Annotated in this window: 14 protein-coding genes; 3 read left to right on the top strand and 11 right to left on the bottom strand. The window is 70.1% G+C overall.

What is annotated here, in order from left to right; translation table 11 throughout:
* Nucleotides 1–19 precede the first annotated feature (19 nt).
* The 4 genes from AUL34_RS15405 to AUL34_RS15390 all read right to left on the bottom strand — a co-directional run bounded on the left by AUL34_RS15405 (nt 20) and on the right by AUL34_RS15390 (nt 2,758).
* On the bottom strand, nt 20–769 hold the full coding sequence (locus tag AUL34_RS15405) for a 1-acyl-sn-glycerol-3-phosphate acyltransferase (RefSeq protein ID WP_061935426.1): 750 nt from the start codon (nt 767–769) through the stop codon (nt 20–22).
* A gap of 94 nt (nt 770–863) precedes the next feature.
* The gene (locus AUL34_RS15400) at nt 864–1,388 is read right to left on the bottom strand and encodes a GNAT family N-acetyltransferase (RefSeq protein WP_082653413.1); all 525 of its coding nucleotides are present in this window, start codon (nt 1,386–1,388) and stop codon (nt 864–866) included.
* 66 nt (nt 1,389–1,454) lie between these two features.
* A complete protein-coding gene (gene tsaB, locus AUL34_RS15395; protein ID WP_061935358.1) occupies nt 1,455–2,159 on the bottom strand; it encodes a tRNA (adenosine(37)-N6)-threonylcarbamoyltransferase complex dimerization subunit type 1 TsaB in 705 nt (234 codons plus the stop codon).
* Nucleotides 2,160–2,176: 17 nt separating this feature from the next.
* Nucleotides 2,177–2,758 (bottom strand): NifU family protein, encoded by a 582-nt coding sequence (locus tag AUL34_RS15390; protein WP_061935355.1) that lies wholly within the window; start codon nt 2,756–2,758, stop codon nt 2,177–2,179.
* Nucleotides 2,759–2,932: 174 nt separating this feature from the next.
* On the opposite strand from AUL34_RS15390, the gene AUL34_RS15385 reads away from it, so the two are divergent.
* A complete protein-coding gene (locus AUL34_RS15385) occupies nt 2,933–4,096 on the top strand; it encodes an HPP family protein (protein ID WP_061935351.1) in 1,164 nt (387 codons plus the stop codon).
* A gap of 82 nt (nt 4,097–4,178) precedes the next feature.
* Here the strand turns inward: AUL34_RS15385 and AUL34_RS15380 are convergent, their stop codons facing one another.
* Together AUL34_RS15380 and trpS are read right to left on the bottom strand one after the other, a co-directional pair.
* Nucleotides 4,179–4,670: a universal stress protein gene (locus AUL34_RS15380; RefSeq protein WP_061935348.1), complete on the bottom strand. Its 492-nt coding sequence runs from the start codon at nt 4,668–4,670 to the stop codon at nt 4,179–4,181.
* A 77-nt stretch (nt 4,671–4,747) separates the two neighbouring features.
* Entirely contained in the window at nt 4,748–5,815 is a 1,068-nt protein-coding gene (gene trpS, locus AUL34_RS15375) for a tryptophan--tRNA ligase (protein ID WP_061935345.1), read from the bottom strand.
* A 174-nt stretch (nt 5,816–5,989) separates the two neighbouring features.
* Between trpS and AUL34_RS15370 the strand changes: the two genes are divergently transcribed.
* Nucleotides 5,990–6,544: a DUF3597 domain-containing protein gene (locus AUL34_RS15370; RefSeq protein ID WP_061935342.1), complete on the top strand. Its 555-nt coding sequence runs from the start codon at nt 5,990–5,992 to the stop codon at nt 6,542–6,544.
* A 19-nt stretch (nt 6,545–6,563) separates the two neighbouring features.
* On the opposite strand, the gene murJ is transcribed toward AUL34_RS15370, so the two are convergent.
* From murJ to mutS, 4 genes are all read right to left on the bottom strand, one after another.
* A complete protein-coding gene (gene murJ, locus AUL34_RS15365) occupies nt 6,564–8,174 on the bottom strand; it encodes a murein biosynthesis integral membrane protein MurJ (protein WP_061935339.1) in 1,611 nt (536 codons plus the stop codon).
* Nucleotides 8,171–11,038 (bottom strand): [protein-PII] uridylyltransferase, encoded by a 2,868-nt coding sequence (locus AUL34_RS15360; protein ID WP_061935337.1) that lies wholly within the window; start codon nt 11,036–11,038, stop codon nt 8,171–8,173. Before AUL34_RS15360 ends, murJ begins: the two co-directional genes overlap by 4 nt.
* A gap of 141 nt (nt 11,039–11,179) precedes the next feature.
* Complete coding sequence (locus AUL34_RS15355) at nt 11,180–12,043, bottom strand: SDR family oxidoreductase (RefSeq protein ID WP_061935334.1); 864 nt, start codon at nt 12,041–12,043, stop codon at nt 11,180–11,182.
* 108 nt (nt 12,044–12,151) lie between these two features.
* Entirely contained in the window at nt 12,152–14,884 is a 2,733-nt protein-coding gene (gene mutS / locus AUL34_RS15350; RefSeq protein ID WP_061935331.1) for a DNA mismatch repair protein MutS, read from the bottom strand.
* A 250-nt stretch (nt 14,885–15,134) separates the two neighbouring features.
* Between mutS and AUL34_RS15345 the strand changes: the two genes are divergently transcribed.
* Nucleotides 15,135–15,425: a DUF1236 domain-containing protein gene (locus AUL34_RS15345; RefSeq protein WP_192845769.1), complete on the top strand. Its 291-nt coding sequence runs from the start codon at nt 15,135–15,137 to the stop codon at nt 15,423–15,425.
* Between the two features lie 63 nt (nt 15,426–15,488).
* Here AUL34_RS15345 and AUL34_RS15340 read toward each other — a convergent pair whose 3' ends face one another.
* Entirely contained in the window at nt 15,489–16,406 is a 918-nt protein-coding gene (locus AUL34_RS15340) for a GNAT family N-acyltransferase (RefSeq protein ID WP_061935420.1), read from the bottom strand.
* Nucleotides 16,407–16,411 lie beyond the last annotated feature (5 nt).

Genomic DNA, 16,411 nt, shown 5'->3' with positions numbered 1-16,411 from the left:
CACGGGCGCACACACAGCCTCAGGCCGCATCCGGAAAGCCGAGGCTCGAGCGCAGCATTCGGCGCACCTCCGCCTCGCAGGCGCGCGCCACCGCCTTGCGGTCGCTGCCGGGGGTCACGCGGATCGGCTCGCCGAACGAGATGTCCACATCCACCGCGCCTTCGCGCAGGAAGGCGGCGAGATGGGGCATCAGCGCGACGTCGCCCGGCCAGGCGGCGAGCGGGCGCCCGAAGCGGCCGAGCGCGATCCCGTTGGCGCCGACATAGGCGATCGACACCGGCTGGACGAAGACCGCCTCGGCCCCGGAGGCGCGAAGGGCGGCCTGCGCCGCGCCGAACAGCGCCGTCTTGAACGGCAGGACGCCGTTCCCGTCCGACGTCGTTCCTTCCGCAAAGAGCACCATCGCGTCGCCCGCGCTCAAGCGGTCGGCGATGGAATCCGTCTGCTTGCCCGTACGCCCGCGCGCGTTCCGCTCCACGAAGACGGTGCGCTGAAGCCTCGCCAGGAGACCGAAGACCGGCCAGCCCTCGACATCCGACTTGGCGATGAACGACAGCGGCATCACGGAGCCGAGCGCCATGATGTCGGCCCAGGACTGGTGATTGGAGACGAGAAGCAACGGCCGCCCCGCCGCCGGCGCCCCGCGCAGGGTCACCCGCAGCCCGGCAACGCGCACGGCGACGCGCTGCCACAGGAACGGCAGTCGTCCGGCGAGCCTCCAGCCGAAGCGGATCGCGGCAAGCTGCAGGGGCGCGAGCGCAAGCGTCATCAGCGCCAGCACCAGCGCGATGCCGGCAAGGCGCAGGCGCGCCACCGGATCGCGGCCGCTCGCGAGCGACTGCGCCTCGCCGGAACCCGCGCTCTCAGTAAGGGCCAAGGGTCCGCTTCAGGATCAGCGCGTTCTGGCGCTGGCCGTCGGGTCCGACGTAGTAGGCCGGCCGCCGGCCGACCTCCTCGAAGCGCAAGTGGCGGTAGAGCTTGAGCGCAGGCGTATTGGTCTCCTCCACCTCGAGAAACAGCGAGGCGGCGCGCTCGGCATGAAGATGCTGGAGCACGTGGTCCATCAGGAGACGGCCGAACCCCTTGCCCCGCGCGCTCTTGTCCACGACGATGGTGAGGATCTCGGCCTCGTCGGCCGCAAGGCGTGCCAGAACGACGCCGACCGGGCGGACCTGTCCGGTGCGGCGCACGACATAGCCGAAGGTTCCGGCTTGAGACAGGAGCGCGGCGAACTCGTCGCCCGACCAGGGCTGCGAGAAGGCCTGGCTATGAAGCGCGGCCGCCCATTCGACGTCGTCGGGCACGAGCGGCTCGGCCACATGATCGGCCGGCGCGACGATGCCTTCCCAGAAGGACAGGGTCCAAGCCCATGGCAGATACCAGTACATGCCCTGCTCCTCCTCCCAAGGATCGCGCCCCGAACCGGAACGACCGGCCTGCGACGACTATCGGCCTCAAGGATTAACGGTGCCTATCCCGCGTGCGCCGCGCAAGCCGGACGGCACCTGTGCCTTGGCGTCCGCCCCTCTCAGGTAGAGCGGAAGCGGCGGCGCCGAGACGGCGCGACCGGCGGCGATGCGAGCGAGCGCGCGAATTGGCGCACAGCCCTCGCTGCCCGCGATACGCCCCGCATCGAACCCCATCGCGTCGGCAACGATCGCCGAACCGGAACCCACGAGCCGGAGCGCGCCGGGCGCTCGTGCTGCCAGGGCGGGCAGCGCGTCGGGCGCCATCGCCTGCGGCTCGACCAGCACCGCGCCACCGATGCCGAAGAGGGCGGCATAGACCTCGCCACGCTTGGCATCGTGGACGGCGAGCACGGGCCCTTCCGACCAAAACGGCTCGGCCTGCGCCTCCAGCGTGGTCACGCCGACGCTCGGGACGTCCAGGGAAAGCTCGAAGCCGCGCGCGGCGGCCACCGCCACGCGAATGCCGGTGAACGAGCCCGGCCCGATGCCCACGCCGAGCTTGCCCACATCGCTCCAGGCGGCACCGGCCGCCCGCATCGCCTCGGCCACCGTGCCCATCAGCACCTCGGCATGGCCGCGCCCGATCACCGGATCGACGACCGACAGGAACGCCCCGTCGTCCAGGCGAAGAACGGCCGCCGAGCAGCGCTCGCCCGCCGTGTCCATCGCCAGAAGAAGCCCGCCGCCCATCGCGAACGCTGCCCCGGTCAGGCCGCTTCCATCGCTTCCACGGCCTCGACCTCCGGCACGAAGTGGCGCAGGAGGTTTTCGATGCCGTGCTTCAGGGTCGCGGTGGAGGACGGGCAGCCGGCGCAGGAGCCGCGCATGTTGAGGAAGACGACGCCGTCGCGGAAACCCCGGAAGGTGATGTCGCCGCCATCCTGGGCCACCGCGGGGCGCACTCGCGTTTCCAGGAGCTCCTTGATCGTCGAGACGACGGTCTCGTCGCCCGGCTCGAAGAACTCCTCGCCAGAATCGTCGGCCTGGCCCCCGCCGGCGGCGCCGGCCGCCATGACCGGCTCGCCCGACAGGAAATGCTCCATCAGGCCGGCGAGGATCGCCGGCTTCAGGTGCTGCCAGCCCGTGTCGTCCTTGGTGACGGTGACGAAGTCGTAGCCGAAGAAGACGCTGCGCACGCCCTCGATGCCCATCAGCTTGGCGGCGAGCTTGGAGCGCGCGGCCGCATCCGCCGCATCGAGGAATTCCGCCGTGCCGTTTTCGAGGACGACCCGGCCGGGCAGGAACTTCAGCGTCTGCGGATTGGGGGTGGATTCGGTCTGGATGAACATCGGCGGGCCTCGCGGGAGCGGGGGAAAATCGTCTGCATGAGATAAGCGCAGCGAGCCTGCATCGCAAGCAAGACGCCCGGCGACGCAGCGTTCGCGCCAACCCGCGGCTTGCGCCCGGCCTTCCTTCGCGCGATGGGACGGCTCGCCCATCGCCTCGCAAGGACGCGTCGCCCGATGCCCTCGTTTCTTCGCCGCCTCCTGCCCGATCTGCCGGCCGTCAGCTGGCGGGAGCGGCTGCGCGTGACAGTGGGGGCCCTGATCGGGCTTCTCGTCACCGCGTTCGTCTGCCGCGCGGCGGTCGGACCGGGCTCCGCCCTGCCGATCCTCGTCGCACCGATGGGCGCGTCCACCGTGCTCCTCTTCGCCGTGCCCGCCAGCCCACTTGCCCAGCCCTGGTCGATCCTCGGCGGCAACGTGGTCGCCGCGCTCGTCGGCGTCACGGTGCAGCGGCTGGTGCCCGATCCGCTTCTCGGGGCGGCGGTCGCAGGCGCGACTGCCATCCTCGTGATGCTTCTTCTGCGTTGCCTGCATCCGCCGAGCGGCGCGGTGGCGCTCACCGCGGTCCTCGGCGGCCCGGCGGTCTGGGATCTTGGCTACGGCTTCGCGCTCTGGCCGGTCGGGGCGAACTCGGCCCTCCTGCTTCTGGCGGCGCTCCTCTTCAACAACCTGACGGGCCGCCCCTATCCGCACCGGCCTCCCCGGCCGGCCCATCCCCACGCGACGCAGGACCCGCCGGCGGCCGAGCGCGTCGGCTTCTCGCCGGACGACCTCGACGCCGCGCTCGCCGAATCCGACCAGCTTCTCGACATCTCTCGTGCCGACCTCGAAGCGCTCCTGCACCGCGCGGAACTGCATTCGTTCGCGCGCCGGGCACGAGCGACGCGCACATCCGAGATCATGTCGCGCGACGTCGTCGCCATCTCGTCCGACGCCTCGTTCCGCGAGGCGTTCGAGACCTTGCGCCGCCACCACATCAAGGCGCTGCCGGTGACCGACGACGGCGCGCGCGTCGTCGGCATCCTGACCCAGACCGACCTCCTCGACAAAGCGGCATGGGACGGACACGGCCCGCGCCTCGGCACGCGCGAGCGGGTGCGGTTTGCGATGCGGGGCGGCCGGGCGCCCGGCGCGCGCGTCGCCGACATCATGACGTCGCCGGTGAAGACCATACGGCCGGAGGATCCGATCGCCGACGTCGTGCCGGAAATGTCGGCACTCGGCATCCATCATCTGCCCGTCTGCGGGCCGGACGGGCGGCTCGTCGGCATCGTGTCGCAGACCGACCTCGTGGTGGCGCTGCTGGCGGACGCCGGACGCCGCGCCGAGCCCGCTCCCTGACGTCGCAGGCACGCCGCGGCGTTCATGCCGCGCGAGGCCGATCCGCTCTTCGTGAGGAGCCTTGCGGAGCGAACCGCAGGCCTCAGCAGAGGCTTTCGATGTCCTCGTCGCTGAGGGTCGCCGGCACGATCGTGACGGGGATCGGGAAGGCCGAGCCCGAGCCCGCGACGGCCGAGACCAGCGGCCCCGGCCCCTCCGCCGCATCGCTCGCCGCCAGGACCAGGATGGCGATCTCGCGGTCGGCCTCGATGAGGGTGCGGATCTCCGCCACCGTCTTGCCCTCGCGCACCAGCGTCTCGGGCTCGAGGCCGACGGTCTCGCGGATCTCGTCCGTGACCCGCGCCATGCGCGTCTCGGCCTCCTCCATGGCCTCCGCGCGCATGATGTCGCCCACCCCCAGCCACTGCTGGAAATCGGCCCCGTCGATCACGTAGAGGAACACCACCGCGCCGCCCGACGCCTTGGCACGCCGAGCCGCGTAGGCGGCCGCACGGCCGCATTCGGGCGTTTCGTCGATGACGGCCAGAAATTTGCGGCGGCCGCCTTCGCCCCGCCCGAGTCGCTTCGATACCATGGCCGGACCATGCCAGCCCGCCGCCGGAGCGGCAAGCGGGCGGGATGGCAGGTGGGGCTGCCGCCCCGCCCCTGCCCTCAGCCGTTCAGCAGCCCGACGATGGACTTGACGTCGGCGAGCGTGCGGCTGGCGATCGCGCGGGCGCGTTCGGCGCCGTCCTTGAGGGTGCGGTCGATCTCGGCGGGATCGTCGAGGATGCGGCGCATCTCGGCGGCGATGGGGGCGAGCTTCTCGACGGCGAGGTCCGCGAGCGCCGGCTTGAACTCGGAGAAGGGCCTGCCGCCGTATTCGGACAGGACGTCGGCCTTGGTGCGATTGTCGAGCGCGGCGAAGATGCCGACGAGATTGTCGGCCTCGGGCCGCCCGGGAAGGCCCGCGGTCTCGGACGGCAGCGCGTCGGGGTCGGTCTTGGCCTTGCGGATCTTTCGGGCGATCGTTTCGGCGTCGTCGGTGAGGTTGATCCGGCTGAGGTCGGACGGGTCCGACTTCGACATCTTCTTCGAGCCGTCCTTGAGGCTCATGACGCGCGTCGCCGGCCCCTCGATCAAGGGGTCGGTGAGTGGGAAGAAGCCCTGCACGGTCTCGTCGCCCATCGCAATGGGATGGCCGAGCCCCTTCTCGGCGATGCGGTCCTGGAAGTCGTGGTTGAACTTGGCGGCGATGTCGCGCGTGAGTTCGAGATGCTGCTTCTGGTCCTCGCCCACGGGCACCAGCGTCGCGCGATAGGCGAGGATGTCGGCGGCCATGAGGCTGGGATAGGCGAAGAGGCCGAGCGAGGCGCGCTCGCGGTCCTTGCCGGCCTTTTCCTTGAACTGGGTCATGCGCTCCATCCAGCCGAGGCGCGCGACGCAGTTGAAGATCCAGGCGAGCTCGGCATGCTCGGGGACCCGGCTCTGGTTGAAGAGGATGTGCTTCCCCGCGTCGATGCCGCTGGCGATGAAGGCGGCTGCGACCTCGCGGATGGAGCGCTCGAGCTCGACCGGTTCCTGCCACACGGTGATGGCATGCAGATCCACCACGCAGAACAGGCAGGGGTGCTCGTCCTGCAGGGCCACCCAGCGGCGGATGGCGCCGAGATAGTTGCCGAGATGAAGGTTTCCGGTCGGCTGGACGCCGGAGAACACGAGCGGCTGGAACGCGGCCATGGGACAGCTCCGAAGGGCATGCCGGCGAGGGGCGCCGGTCGCGCGCTTATGGCGAAGCGGGGGACGGGCCGCAAGTCGGGCCGGCGGGATGGGGAACAAACAGCGCGAGCCTTGCGTCTTCGATCCACACCCGCCGCGCCCCCTTGCGGTGGCACAGGAGAGAGGAGACCGCTCATGAGCTTCTTCGACCGGATCAAGTCCAAGATCTTCGGCTCGGCCCACGCCGAGACCCCCGCCGCGGAAGCCGCGCCGCAGGCCGGCACGGGACCGGCCTCGACGCCGGCCTCCACGAACATCGGCGGAACCGCGGCGCCGGCCGGCAACGCCCCGACACCGAGCCCGCAGATCACGGCGCCCGCCAGCGGAGCGCCCGGAACCTCGGAGGTCGCATCCCCGGCAACGGCGGGAACGTCGAGCCCAGTCGGCAGCGTACCCGGTGCATCGAGCATTCCCGCTTCCGCGCCGACCGGTTCGGTGGACGTCGCCGCGATCCTCGACGGCAAGGCGAAAGGTGCCGGCCAGACGCTGAACTGGCGCCACTCGATCGTCGATCTCCTGAAGCTCCTCGATCTCGATTCCAGCCTCTCGGCTCGCCAGGAGCTGGCGAAGGAACTCGGCTACAGCGGGGACCATAACGACTCGGCCGCGATGAACACCTGGCTCCACCGGCAGGTGATGACCAAGCTGGCGGCCAACGGCGGCACGGTACCGGCCGAACTGCGCGACTGAAGACGGGAACCGGGCGGCCTCACCCGGCCGCCCGCTTCCGCCGCACGAGCTTCATGACGAGCGACCGGTCCGCCGCCCCCGTGGCGAAGGCCAGCGCGAAATAGATCAGCATCGCGACGCCGGCGAGCAGGAGAACGGCGAGCGACTGGTGGATAACGTTGGGGTCGGCGCCCATCCAGCGCTCCAGCGCTTGCAGCATGACAAGCAGCGCCCCGCCCATCAGACCCGCCGACACGAGGACGAGGAGGACGCGGCGCACGAGCTTGCCGTCGAGGTGCCAGAGTCCCTGCCGCCGCAGCCCTTCGAACAGGAGAAGGGCGTTGATCCATCCGGCCAGCGTCGTCGCCATCGCGATGCCGCGTTCGGCGAAGGACCAGAAGAGCAGCACCGAGAGCGCCGTGTTGGCCAGCGCCGAGATGCCGGTGATGATCATCGGGGTCTTGGTGTTCTCGCGCGCGAAATAGCCGGGCGAGAACACCTTGATCAGCACGAAGGCGGGCAGCCCCAGCGCATAGAGGCCGAGGACGGCCGCGACCTTTTCCGTGGTCTCCGGCCCGAAGGCGCCGCGTTCGTAGATGAGGCGGATGATGGGCTCCGGCATCACGAAGAGCGCGACGGCGGCGGGCACGGTGAGGAACAGGGCGAACTCGAGCGAGCGGTTCTGCGTGTGCTGCGCTTCCTCCAGCCGCCCAGCCTTCAGGGCACGCGCGAGCTCGGGCAGGAGCACGACGCCGATCGCCACGCCCACCATGCCGAGCGGCAGCTGGTAGGGCCGGTCGGCATAGGTGAGGATGGATACAGCGCCCGGCTGGTAGGAGGCGATCGCCTGCCCGACGAAGAGGTTGATCTGCGTGATGCCGCCGATCAGCGCCGCGGGGCCGGCGAGCACCAGCAGGCGCTTCAGCCCCGGCGTCCAGCGCGGACGCCCGAGCGAGACCGAGAAGCCGGCCAAGCGCATGGCGATCGTCACCATCGCGAGCTGGCCGATGCCGGCGGCCAGCACGCCCCAGCTCATCAGGAAGCCGATCGTTCGCTGGTCCGCCCCCCGCCACCATGCCCAGGCGAGGACGCCGATCAGGATGAAGTTGAGAAGCGTCGGGGCGGCGGCCGCCGCGAAGAAGCGGCGGAAGGCGTTGAGGATGCCCGACACCATCGCCAGGAGCGACATGCAGGCGAGATAGGGGAACATGATCCGCGAGAAGGCGACGGTGATCGCGAAGCGGTCCTCGCAGGACAGCTGCTGCCTCAGCGTTTCCGGGTCGTCGATGCAGGCGGCAAGGCCCGGCGCGATGATGGTCTTCACCAGCGCCGGCATGAAGAGCATGGCGACGACGGTGAGGCCGGTCAGGACCACGAAGAGGGTCGCGAAGATCTCGGACGCGAACCGCCGGGCCCCCGCCTCGCCCTCTTCCTCCAGCGAGCGCGCGAAGAGCGGGATGAACGCGGCGTTGAACGCCCCTTCCGCGAAGAGCCGGCGGAACAGGTTGGGGAAGCGGAAGGCGAGGTTGAAGGCGTCCGCCACCGGCCCGATGCCGAGCGCGGAGGCCATCATCATCTCGCGGGTGAAACCGAAGACGCGGCTGACCAGCGTCGCGCCGCCGACGGTGGCGAACTTCTTGAGAAGGCTCAACTGACGAATCCGAAGGCGACCGGGGTGGGTTTGACGGAGGGCGAGGACAGTTCGCCGTCCGGGTCCTCGAAGACGGCGAGAAGCCGGCGGCGGATGCGCTCGCCGCGCCCCTCGCCCGTCACCTTCATGCCGAGGAGGTCGGTGACGTAGAAGACGTCCACCACCTTCTCGCCGTAGGTGGAGATGTGGGCCGAGCGGATGTCGAGCGAAAGGTCCGAGATCGCCCCGGTGAGGTCGGCAAGGAGACCCGGGCGGTCGAGCCCCTCGACCTCGAGGACGGTGAGCCGGTTGGACAATTCGTTGTGGATGTCGATCCGCGGCGGAAAGGCGAAGGAGGGGCTGGTGCGCGGGGCACGGCGGCGCGCGATGAGGGCCGGCATGGCTTCGCGCCCGTTGAGCAGGCTCTCGATGGTGCGCGCGATCCGCTCGGCCCGGCGCAACTCGTCGGCGTCTTCGGCGAACTCGCGGTTCAGCGTCACGATGTCGAGCGCCCGCCCGTCCGTCATGGTGAAGATCTGCGCATCGGCGATGTTGGCGCCCGCCGAGGCGCAGCCACCCGCGATCAACGACAGGAGGCGCGGATGGTCGGCGGCCAGGACGGTGATCTCCGTCACGCCCCGGAAGCGGTCGGTGTGCGCCATGGTGGCGAAGCTCCGCCCCGCCGCGTCGGACGCGCGCACGAACTCGGCCTGTCGCGCCTGCTCTTCCAGGGGAACGGAGAGGAAGTAGTTCTGGTAGTGTTGGTCCACCGCCGCATCGCGCTCGGCGGCGTCCCAGGTGGACAGACGCGCGCGCAGTTCGGCCTTGGCGGCTTCCGTGCGCTGCGAGCGCGAGGACTCCGAGTAGCCGCCCGTGAGCATCGGCTCGGTCTCGGCGTAAAGCGTGCGGATGAGCTGGCCCTTCCAGCCGTTCCAGACGCCCGGCCCGACGGCGCGGATGTCGCAGACGGTGAGGATGGTGAGGAGCTTCAGCCGGTCCAGCGTCTGCACGCGCGCGGCGAAATCGCGGATCGTCTTGCGGTCGTTGAGGTCGCGCTGCTGCGCCACCATCGACATCACGAGGTGGTCGCGCACCAGCCAGGCGACGAGCTCGGTCTCGCCGGCGTCGAGCCCGAGGCGCGGGCACAGCTCTTCGGCGATCTCGGCGCCCGCGATCGAATGGTCCTCCGGCCGGCCCTTGGCGATGTCGTGGATCAGGAGAGCGACATAGAGCGGCACGCGGTCGCGGATGGTCGAGATGAACCCGCTCGTGACCGGCAGTTCGCCGCCGAGATTGCCGCGCTCGAGCTTCGTCAGCTCGGCGATCGAGCGCAGGAGATGCTCGTCCACCGTGTAGTGGTGGTACATGTTGAACTGCATCATCGCGACGATCTTGCCGAAATCGGGCACGAAGCGGCCGAGCACCCCGGCCTCGTTCATCCGGCGCAGATGGAAGGCGGGATCCTCGCGGTCGGTCAGGACGTCGATCAAAAGGGAGTTGGCTTCCCGGTTGTTGCGCAGGTCGTTGTCGATGAGGCGCAGCGAGCGACGGATGAGCTTCAGGGCGTCCGGGTGGTATTCCAGGCGGTGGACGGCGGCGAGCTTGAAGATGCGCAGGAGGTTGACCGGATCCTTCGCGAAGACCTGCCGGTCGGCCACCGTGATGCGACCGTTGTCGACGAGGAAGGACAGCGTTCCCGGAATAGCGCGCGAGCGCCGGCGAAGGCTCTGCACGAAGCCGCGCAGGCCCGGCACGTCCTTGGCCTTCTCCTCCTCGAGGGCCGCGCAGAAAATGCCGGTGAGGTCGCCGACGTCCTTGGCGATCAGGAAATAGTGCTTCATGAAGCGCTCGACGTCGGTGAGGCCGGGATGGGACGTGTAGCCGAGGCGCGCCGCGATCTCCGGCTGGATGTCGAACGACAGGCGCTCCTCGGCCTTGCCGGTGAGGAAATGCATGTGGCAGCGCACGGCCCAGAGGAAGTCCTCGGCCTTGCCGAAGATCTGCCCCTCGCGGCGCGAGAACACACCGGCCGCCACGAGCGCGTCGCGTGTGTCGACGCGGTAATGGTCCTTGGCGATCCAGAACAGGGTGTGGAGGTCACGCAGACCTCCCTTGCCCTCCTTGACGTTGGGCTCGACGAGATAGCGGGTATCGCCGCCCTTGGCGTGGCGCGCATCGCGCTCGGCGAGCTTGGCGGCGATGAAGGCGCGACCCGTGCCTTCCACCACCTCGGCGTCGAAGCGCCGGCCGAGCTCAGTGAAGAGTTCTGCGTCGCCGCAGACGAGGCGACGCTCCAGGATCGCGGTGCGGATGGTGAAGTCGGTTTCCGAGAGGCGCACGCTTTCCTCGACGGACCGCGTGGCGTGACCGACCTTCAGCCCGAGATCCCACAGGAGATAGAGGAGGTACTCGGCGACCTGCTCGCCGAGCGCGGTCTGCTTGTAGGGCAGGAGGAACAGGAGATCGATGTCGGAGCCGGGCGCCAGCGTGCCTCGGCCGTAGCCGCCGACGGCGAGGATCGCCATGCGCTCGCCCGCCGACAGGTTGGGTGCGGCGAAGCGGTGCTGAAGGGCGAAATCGTAGATCGCGCGGATCAGTTCGTCCTGGAGCGCCGAGATCCGTGCCGCGCACAGAAGCCCGCCGCCATCCTCAAACAGCATCGCCTCGGCCGCCTTGCGCCCTGCCGCGTTGGCCGCCTTGAGGACCGCGAGGACCTTAGCGCGCACCTCCGGCGTTGCGCAGGCGCCGGGCCTTTCGGAGGGAACGAGAGCCCAGAGCGAGGCGCGCAGCGCGTGCGGATCGACGATCTCGGAGAGGCGCAGGTCCTCGCCGTCCGTCGGGTGACGCGCGGCGAAACGGATGCCGGATTTCTGGGAAACGCTCATCGGACTGCCTCATGCCGGCTCGGAGCCGCCGCCGGCGGACGGGTCCATCAAAACCCACCCGGCCGGCGGCGGCGCTCTAGCATGGGCGCGCGCGCCTGACAAAAGGTTGCGCCGGACAGGGGTTGCCCGGCGCGCGCTGGGTCAGGCTCCGACGATCGTTCCCCCGTTCGGGTGCATCACCTGTCCGGTGAAGTAGGAGCCGTCCTCGGACGCCAGGAACAGTAGCGCCGAGGCCACCTCGTTGGGCTGGCCCGCCCGCTTCATCGGCACCTGGCTTCCGAAGCTTGCGACCTTCTCCGCGTCCATCGACATGGGGATGAAGGGCGTCCAGATCGGGCCCGGCGCGACGCCGTTCACGCGGATGCCCTTCTCCACGAGGTTGGAGGCCATCGACCGCGTGAAGGCGGTGATCGCACCCTTCGTCGAGGAATAGTCGATCAGGGTGTCGTTGCCCTTGTAGGAGTTGACCGACGTCACGTTGACGATGGCCGAGCCCGGCTTCAGGTGATCGAGCGCCGCCTGCGTCATGTAGAAGTAGGCGTAGATGTTGGTCTCGAAGGTCTTGGCGAGCTGCTCCTCGGAGATGTCCCTGACATCCTCCGCCTCCGCCTGATGGGCGGCGTTGTTGACGAGGATGTCGAGCCGGCCGAACTCGGCGGCGGCCTTGTCGACCGCTTGCTTGCAGAAGGCCTTGGAGCGCACGTCGCCCCGGATCAGCAGCGCCCGGCGGCCCTCCTTCTCGATCGCCGCCTTCGTCTCCTCGGCGTCCCTGTCCTCTTCCAGATAGACGATCGCGACGTCGGCCCCTTCGCGTGCGAAGAGAACGGCGGAGGCGCGGCCGATGCCGGAGTCACCGCCCGTGATGATCGCGGCCTTGCCTGCCAAACGCCCGGAACCTGGGAAGCGCGGCTCGTAGTCGGGCCGCGGCGTCATCTCGTGCTCTCGGCCGGGCTCCTCGGTCTGGTGCTGGGGAGGAAAGTTCGACATGGGCGATGGCTCCTTCATGCGGCCGCGCCGGATGCGGCCCGCTTCAGCGAAGGAAGTCGTCAGCGCCGGGGCCGTTCCCCAGGCGGGTGCCTCAAAACATGGCCATGCAAACACCCGGCCAACGGGTCAGGACTTCGCCGTCGCGAGCCCTTTGAGGCGGTAGAGCGCCTCCAGCGCCTCGCGCGGCGATAGGGCGTCGGGATCGATCGCCTTCAACGCGTCGAGTGCGGGGGATGTGGCGGGCGGCAGGGCTTTGGCCGCCTGCGAGAAGAGCGGCAGATCGTCCAGGAAGGCGGTGCGCTTCTCGCCCTGGGCGGCGCGTTCCAGCTCGGCGAGGATCTGCCGCGCCCGCTCCACCACGGCCGGCGGCAGTCCGGCGAGGCGCGCGACCTGCACGCCATAGGAGCGGTCCGCGACGCCCGCCGTCACCTCGTGGAGGAAGATCACCTCCCCTTCCCATTCCTTCACCCGCACCGTGGCGTTGCGCAGGCGCTTCAACCGCCCGGCGAGCGCCGTCATCTCGTGGAAGTGCGTGGCGAAGAGCGCTCTGGCGCGGTTCACCTCGTGCAGGTGCTCGACGGCGGCAAACGCGATCGACAGGCCGTCATAGGTCGAGGTGCCGCGCCCGATCTCGTCCAGCACCACCAGCGTCCGCTCGGTCGCCTGGTTGAGGATCGCCGCGGTCTCGACCATCTCGACCATGAAGGTGGAGCGCCCTTCGGCGAGGTCGTCGGAGGCGCCGACGCGGCTGAAGAGGCGGTCCACCACGCCGATACGCGCGCTCGACGCCGGCACGAAGGCGCCGATTTGCGCTAGCACCGCGATCAGCGCGTTCTGGCGGAGGAACGTCGACTTGCCGCCCATGTTCGGGCCGGTGATGAGCCAGATCGCGCCCGCACTCCCGGCCTTGCCCGAGACGCCGTTCGGCGGGGATAGGTCGCAGTCGTTGGCGACGAAGCTCTGGCCGCCCGCCGCCTTCAGCGCCGCCTCGACCACCGGATGGCGCCCGCATTCCACGAAGAAGGCGAGCGAGCCGTCGACGACCGGGCGCACCCAGTCGCTTGCGACCGCGAGTTCGGCAAGACCGGCCGAAACGTCGATCGCGGCGAGCGCATCGCTCAAGCGCCGGATCGCGTCGATCTCCGCCAGCACCGCCTCGCGCAGTTCCGCAAAGAGGCCGAGCTCGATCGCCAGCGCCCTGGCGCCCGCCTCCGTGATGCGGGCCTCGAGGTCGGCGAGTTCCGGCGTGGAGAAGCGCGTCGCGGACGCGAGCGTCTGCCGGTGATGGAACGCGCCGCCCGCCAACAGCGCGGGTCCCTGCGCTTCCGGCACCTCGACGAAGTAGCCGAGAACGTTGTTGTGCTTGACCTTGAGGGAGCGGATGCCGGTCTCGCCGGCGTAGCGGGCCTGAAGCTCGGCGACGACCCGGCGCGAATGATCGCGAAGCCCGCGCGTCTCGTCGAGTTCGGTGCTCGCGCCCGCCCGCACGAAACCACCGTCGCGGCGCTGCAGAGGCAGATCGTCGGCCAGCGTCTCGGACAGGCGCACGGCGAGATCGCGGGGCGCCGCCGCGAGCGCCTGCAGCGCTTCCGCAAGCTCCGCATCGAGGTCGGAACCCGCCAGTTCGGCCGCGATCGCGTCGGCGCGGCGCAGGCCCTCCGCCAGGGCGCCGAGATCGCGCGGACCGCCCCGGTCGAGGCCAAGGCGCGACAGGGCCCGGTCGATGTCCGGCAGGCCCTTCAGCCCCTCGCGCAGGCGCTTGCGCAAAGTTCCCGCGCCCGCGAGAAGCGCGACGCTGTCCTGGCGCGCGTGGATCGCTGCGGCGTCGGTCAGCGGCAGGGCGAGGCGGGCTCCCAGAAGCCGCGCGCCCGCGCCCGTCAGGCATCGGTCGATCGCGGCGAGAAGCGATCCCTGGCGCTTGCCCGAGACCGTGCGCGTCAGCTCGAGGCTCGCGCGCGTCGCCGGATCGATACGCAGGTACGACCCCGCCTCGACGCGGCGCGGGGCCGAGAGCGGAGGATGCGCCTTCAGCTGCGTGCGCGCGAGATAGGCGAGAAGCGCCGCGCCGGCCGACAGCTCCGCCCGGCCGAAGGCACCGAAAGCATCCAGCGTCGACACGCCGAAGAACCGGCAGAGGCGCTCCGCGGCGGTCGCGCCGTCGAAGAGCACGGACGGCTCGAAGCGCAGGCGGCGGCCGAGGCGCGACATCAGGGGCCCGAGCGCCTCGTCGCCGGCCAAGGTGTCGGCGATCACCACCTCGGAAGGCTCCATCGCAAGGACGTCGGCGGCGATCTGATCGGCTCCGCTCGGCGCGATGCGGAACAGTCCCGTGGACAGGTCGGTCCAGGCGATCGCGTAGGAACCCGCGGCTCCGCCGACGCGCGAGACGCACATCAGGTAGTTCGGCCGGCCGGGTTCGAGCAGCGTTTCCTCGGTGATCGTGCCGGGTGTGACGAGGCGCACGACGTCGCGCCGCACCACCGACTTCGCCCCGCGCTTCCTCGCCTCGGCCGGATCTTCGACCTGCTCGCAGACCGCCACCCGGTAGCCGAGCCCGATCAGCTTCTGGAGGTAGTCGTCGGAGGAAACGACCGGGACGCCGGCCATCGGGATGTCGGCGCCCAGGTGCTTGCCGCGCCGGGTGAGTGTGATGCCGAGCGCCGCCGAGGCCTCCACCGCGTCGTCGAAGAAGAGCTCGTAGAAGTCGCCCATCCGGTAGAACAGGAGGCAGTCGGCGTGACGCTCCTTGATCTCCAGGAACTGCGCCATCATCGGCGTCGGGGCGGCGTCGCCTGCCGCGCCGGCTCCGGCGTCAGGGGCCTGTCGCGGCTCGCGGTCGGGTCGCAGGATCTCCAGCATGGGGCATGGATAGCGGGGCGGGGGTCCGCGCGGAAGCGCCGGGCCGGTCATCGTCCCCAGGATTCACCGGGGAACACACAGCGTTCATCGGGCATTCAACGTCGGCATGCGAAACTGGTATGCAACGAGCGTCCATGATTTCGCCGAAGGCGAATGCGACAGGACGGCGAACGACGAGATTTGCTCGATCCGCGCCCCTCGGGGGCCGCGGATCCGGGAATAGGCGGTGACGGTGATCAACAGGATGTCGATGATCGGCAGGAATTCGGGTGCGGTGCTCCTGGCGCTGCTTCTGGCGGGCGCTGCGGGTTCCGCGGTGGCGCAGGAGCAGCAGGAGCGCGTCGATGTCTACCAGTACGCGGTGGACCATCCGCAGGCGGATGCGCGCATGAACGTCGCCCCCAGCCTCGGCGCCTCGGTGCCGCAGGCGGTGACGCTTGCGCAGGTCGAGGGCAACAAGGACTTCGGCTACTTCTATTTCGACGGGCGGCCGGTCCTGGTGGACATGCGCACGCGCTCCGTGGTGCGCGTCGATCAGTGACGGCTCCCGACCGGACGGGAGGCCTCGCGGCCACCCGCCCGACCTGCGAAACGCCGGCTCGCCTCAGGCGGCGAAGCGACCGGCGTCGGCGCCGTAGTGGCTGACGTAGCGCGGGTTGATCCGCGACACCGGAAGCACCACGAGAACGTCGGTCGTGCCGAACTGGTGGTCCACCACCGCATCCTCGCCGACGTAGCCGCCGATGCGCAGGTAGCCCTTCAGGAGCGGCGGTAGCGCACCGAGCGCGCGCTTGGGGTCGGCACAGACCGCATCGGCCGCCAGGGCCGCGCGGCGCCCTTCGAGCGCGCGGACGCGCCATTCCGTGGGCGCGGGCGCGCTGTCGCGCAGGAGCGCGAGCGCATCGGAAAGCTTCGTCAGATCCGTGCCGGCAAGCGAGGCGCAGCCGAACAGGACGTCGATGCGGTGCTGGATGACATAGGCCCAGATGCCCTGCCAGAGCAGCTCCACCGTTCGCTTGCCGCGATAGTCGGGAAGCACGCAGGAGCGGCCGAGTTCCAGGAAGCGCAGCCCGGGATGGCGTGCGACGAGCCGGTCGATCTCGAACTCGCCCGCCGTGTAGAAGCCGGGCGAGCGACCGGCCGCGCTCTGGCGCAGGAGGCGATAGGTGCCGACGATCTGCGCCGTGCCCTCGCCCGCCTTGGCGCGATCGAACACGAGGAGATGGTCGCAGAACCGGTCGAAGCCGTCCGCGTCGCGCCGGGTCACCTTCTGAAGTGGCGACGGCTTGGCGCTCATCTCCTCGTAGAAGACGTTGTAGCGCAGTCCCTGCGCGGCGCGGATCTCGGCCTTGGTGCGCGCCAGGCGCACCTCGAGGCCGCCGAGCCGCCCGAGGATGGGCGCGCGCGGATCGAGCGGCGCGGTGAAGCCGCGCGGCGCGGACGGGATCAGCGACAGCATGCGCTTGGTCAGGGGCTCGCCCGTTCGGGCGGTGAGCGGACTCAAGGTGGCGACAAATCCCATCATTG

Origin of the sequence: Aureimonas sp. AU22 (assembly GCF_001463745.1) — a bacterium.
Taxonomy (GTDB): domain Bacteria; phylum Pseudomonadota; class Alphaproteobacteria; order Rhizobiales; family Rhizobiaceae; genus Aureimonas.
The sequence above is the reverse complement of the archived record's forward strand: the minus strand, read 5'-3'. Positions and strand labels throughout refer to the sequence as shown.

Excerpts from the sequence above, each read along its gene's own strand:
- AUL34_RS15405 (WP_061935426.1), bottom strand. The coding sequence starts at position 769 with ATGACGCTTGCGCTCGCGCCCCTGCAGCTTGCCGCGATCCGCTTCGGC.
- AUL34_RS15400 (WP_082653413.1), bottom strand. The coding sequence starts at position 1,388 with ATGTACTGGTATCTGCCATGGGCTTGGACCCTGTCCTTCTGGGAAGGC.
- tsaB (WP_061935358.1), bottom strand. The coding sequence starts at position 2,159 with ATGGGCGGCGGGCTTCTTCTGGCGATGGACACGGCGGGCGAGCGCTGC.
- AUL34_RS15390 (WP_061935355.1), bottom strand. The coding sequence starts at position 2,758 with ATGTTCATCCAGACCGAATCCACCCCCAATCCGCAGACGCTGAAGTTC.
- AUL34_RS15385 (WP_061935351.1), top strand. The coding sequence starts at position 2,933 with ATGCCCTCGTTTCTTCGCCGCCTCCTGCCCGATCTGCCGGCCGTCAGC.
- AUL34_RS15380 (WP_061935348.1), bottom strand. The coding sequence starts at position 4,670 with ATGGTATCGAAGCGACTCGGGCGGGGCGAAGGCGGCCGCCGCAAATTT.
- trpS (WP_061935345.1), bottom strand. The coding sequence starts at position 5,815 with ATGGCCGCGTTCCAGCCGCTCGTGTTCTCCGGCGTCCAGCCGACCGGA.
- AUL34_RS15370 (WP_061935342.1), top strand. The coding sequence starts at position 5,990 with ATGAGCTTCTTCGACCGGATCAAGTCCAAGATCTTCGGCTCGGCCCAC.
- AUL34_RS15360 (WP_061935337.1), bottom strand. The coding sequence starts at position 11,038 with ATGAGCGTTTCCCAGAAATCCGGCATCCGTTTCGCCGCGCGTCACCCG.
- AUL34_RS15355 (WP_061935334.1), bottom strand. The coding sequence starts at position 12,043 with ATGAAGGAGCCATCGCCCATGTCGAACTTTCCTCCCCAGCACCAGACC.
- mutS (WP_061935331.1), bottom strand. The coding sequence starts at position 14,884 with ATGCTGGAGATCCTGCGACCCGACCGCGAGCCGCGACAGGCCCCTGAC.
- AUL34_RS15345 (WP_192845769.1), top strand. The coding sequence starts at position 15,135 with ATGATCGGCAGGAATTCGGGTGCGGTGCTCCTGGCGCTGCTTCTGGCG.
- AUL34_RS15340 (WP_061935420.1), bottom strand. The coding sequence starts at position 16,406 with ATGGGATTTGTCGCCACCTTGAGTCCGCTCACCGCCCGAACGGGCGAG.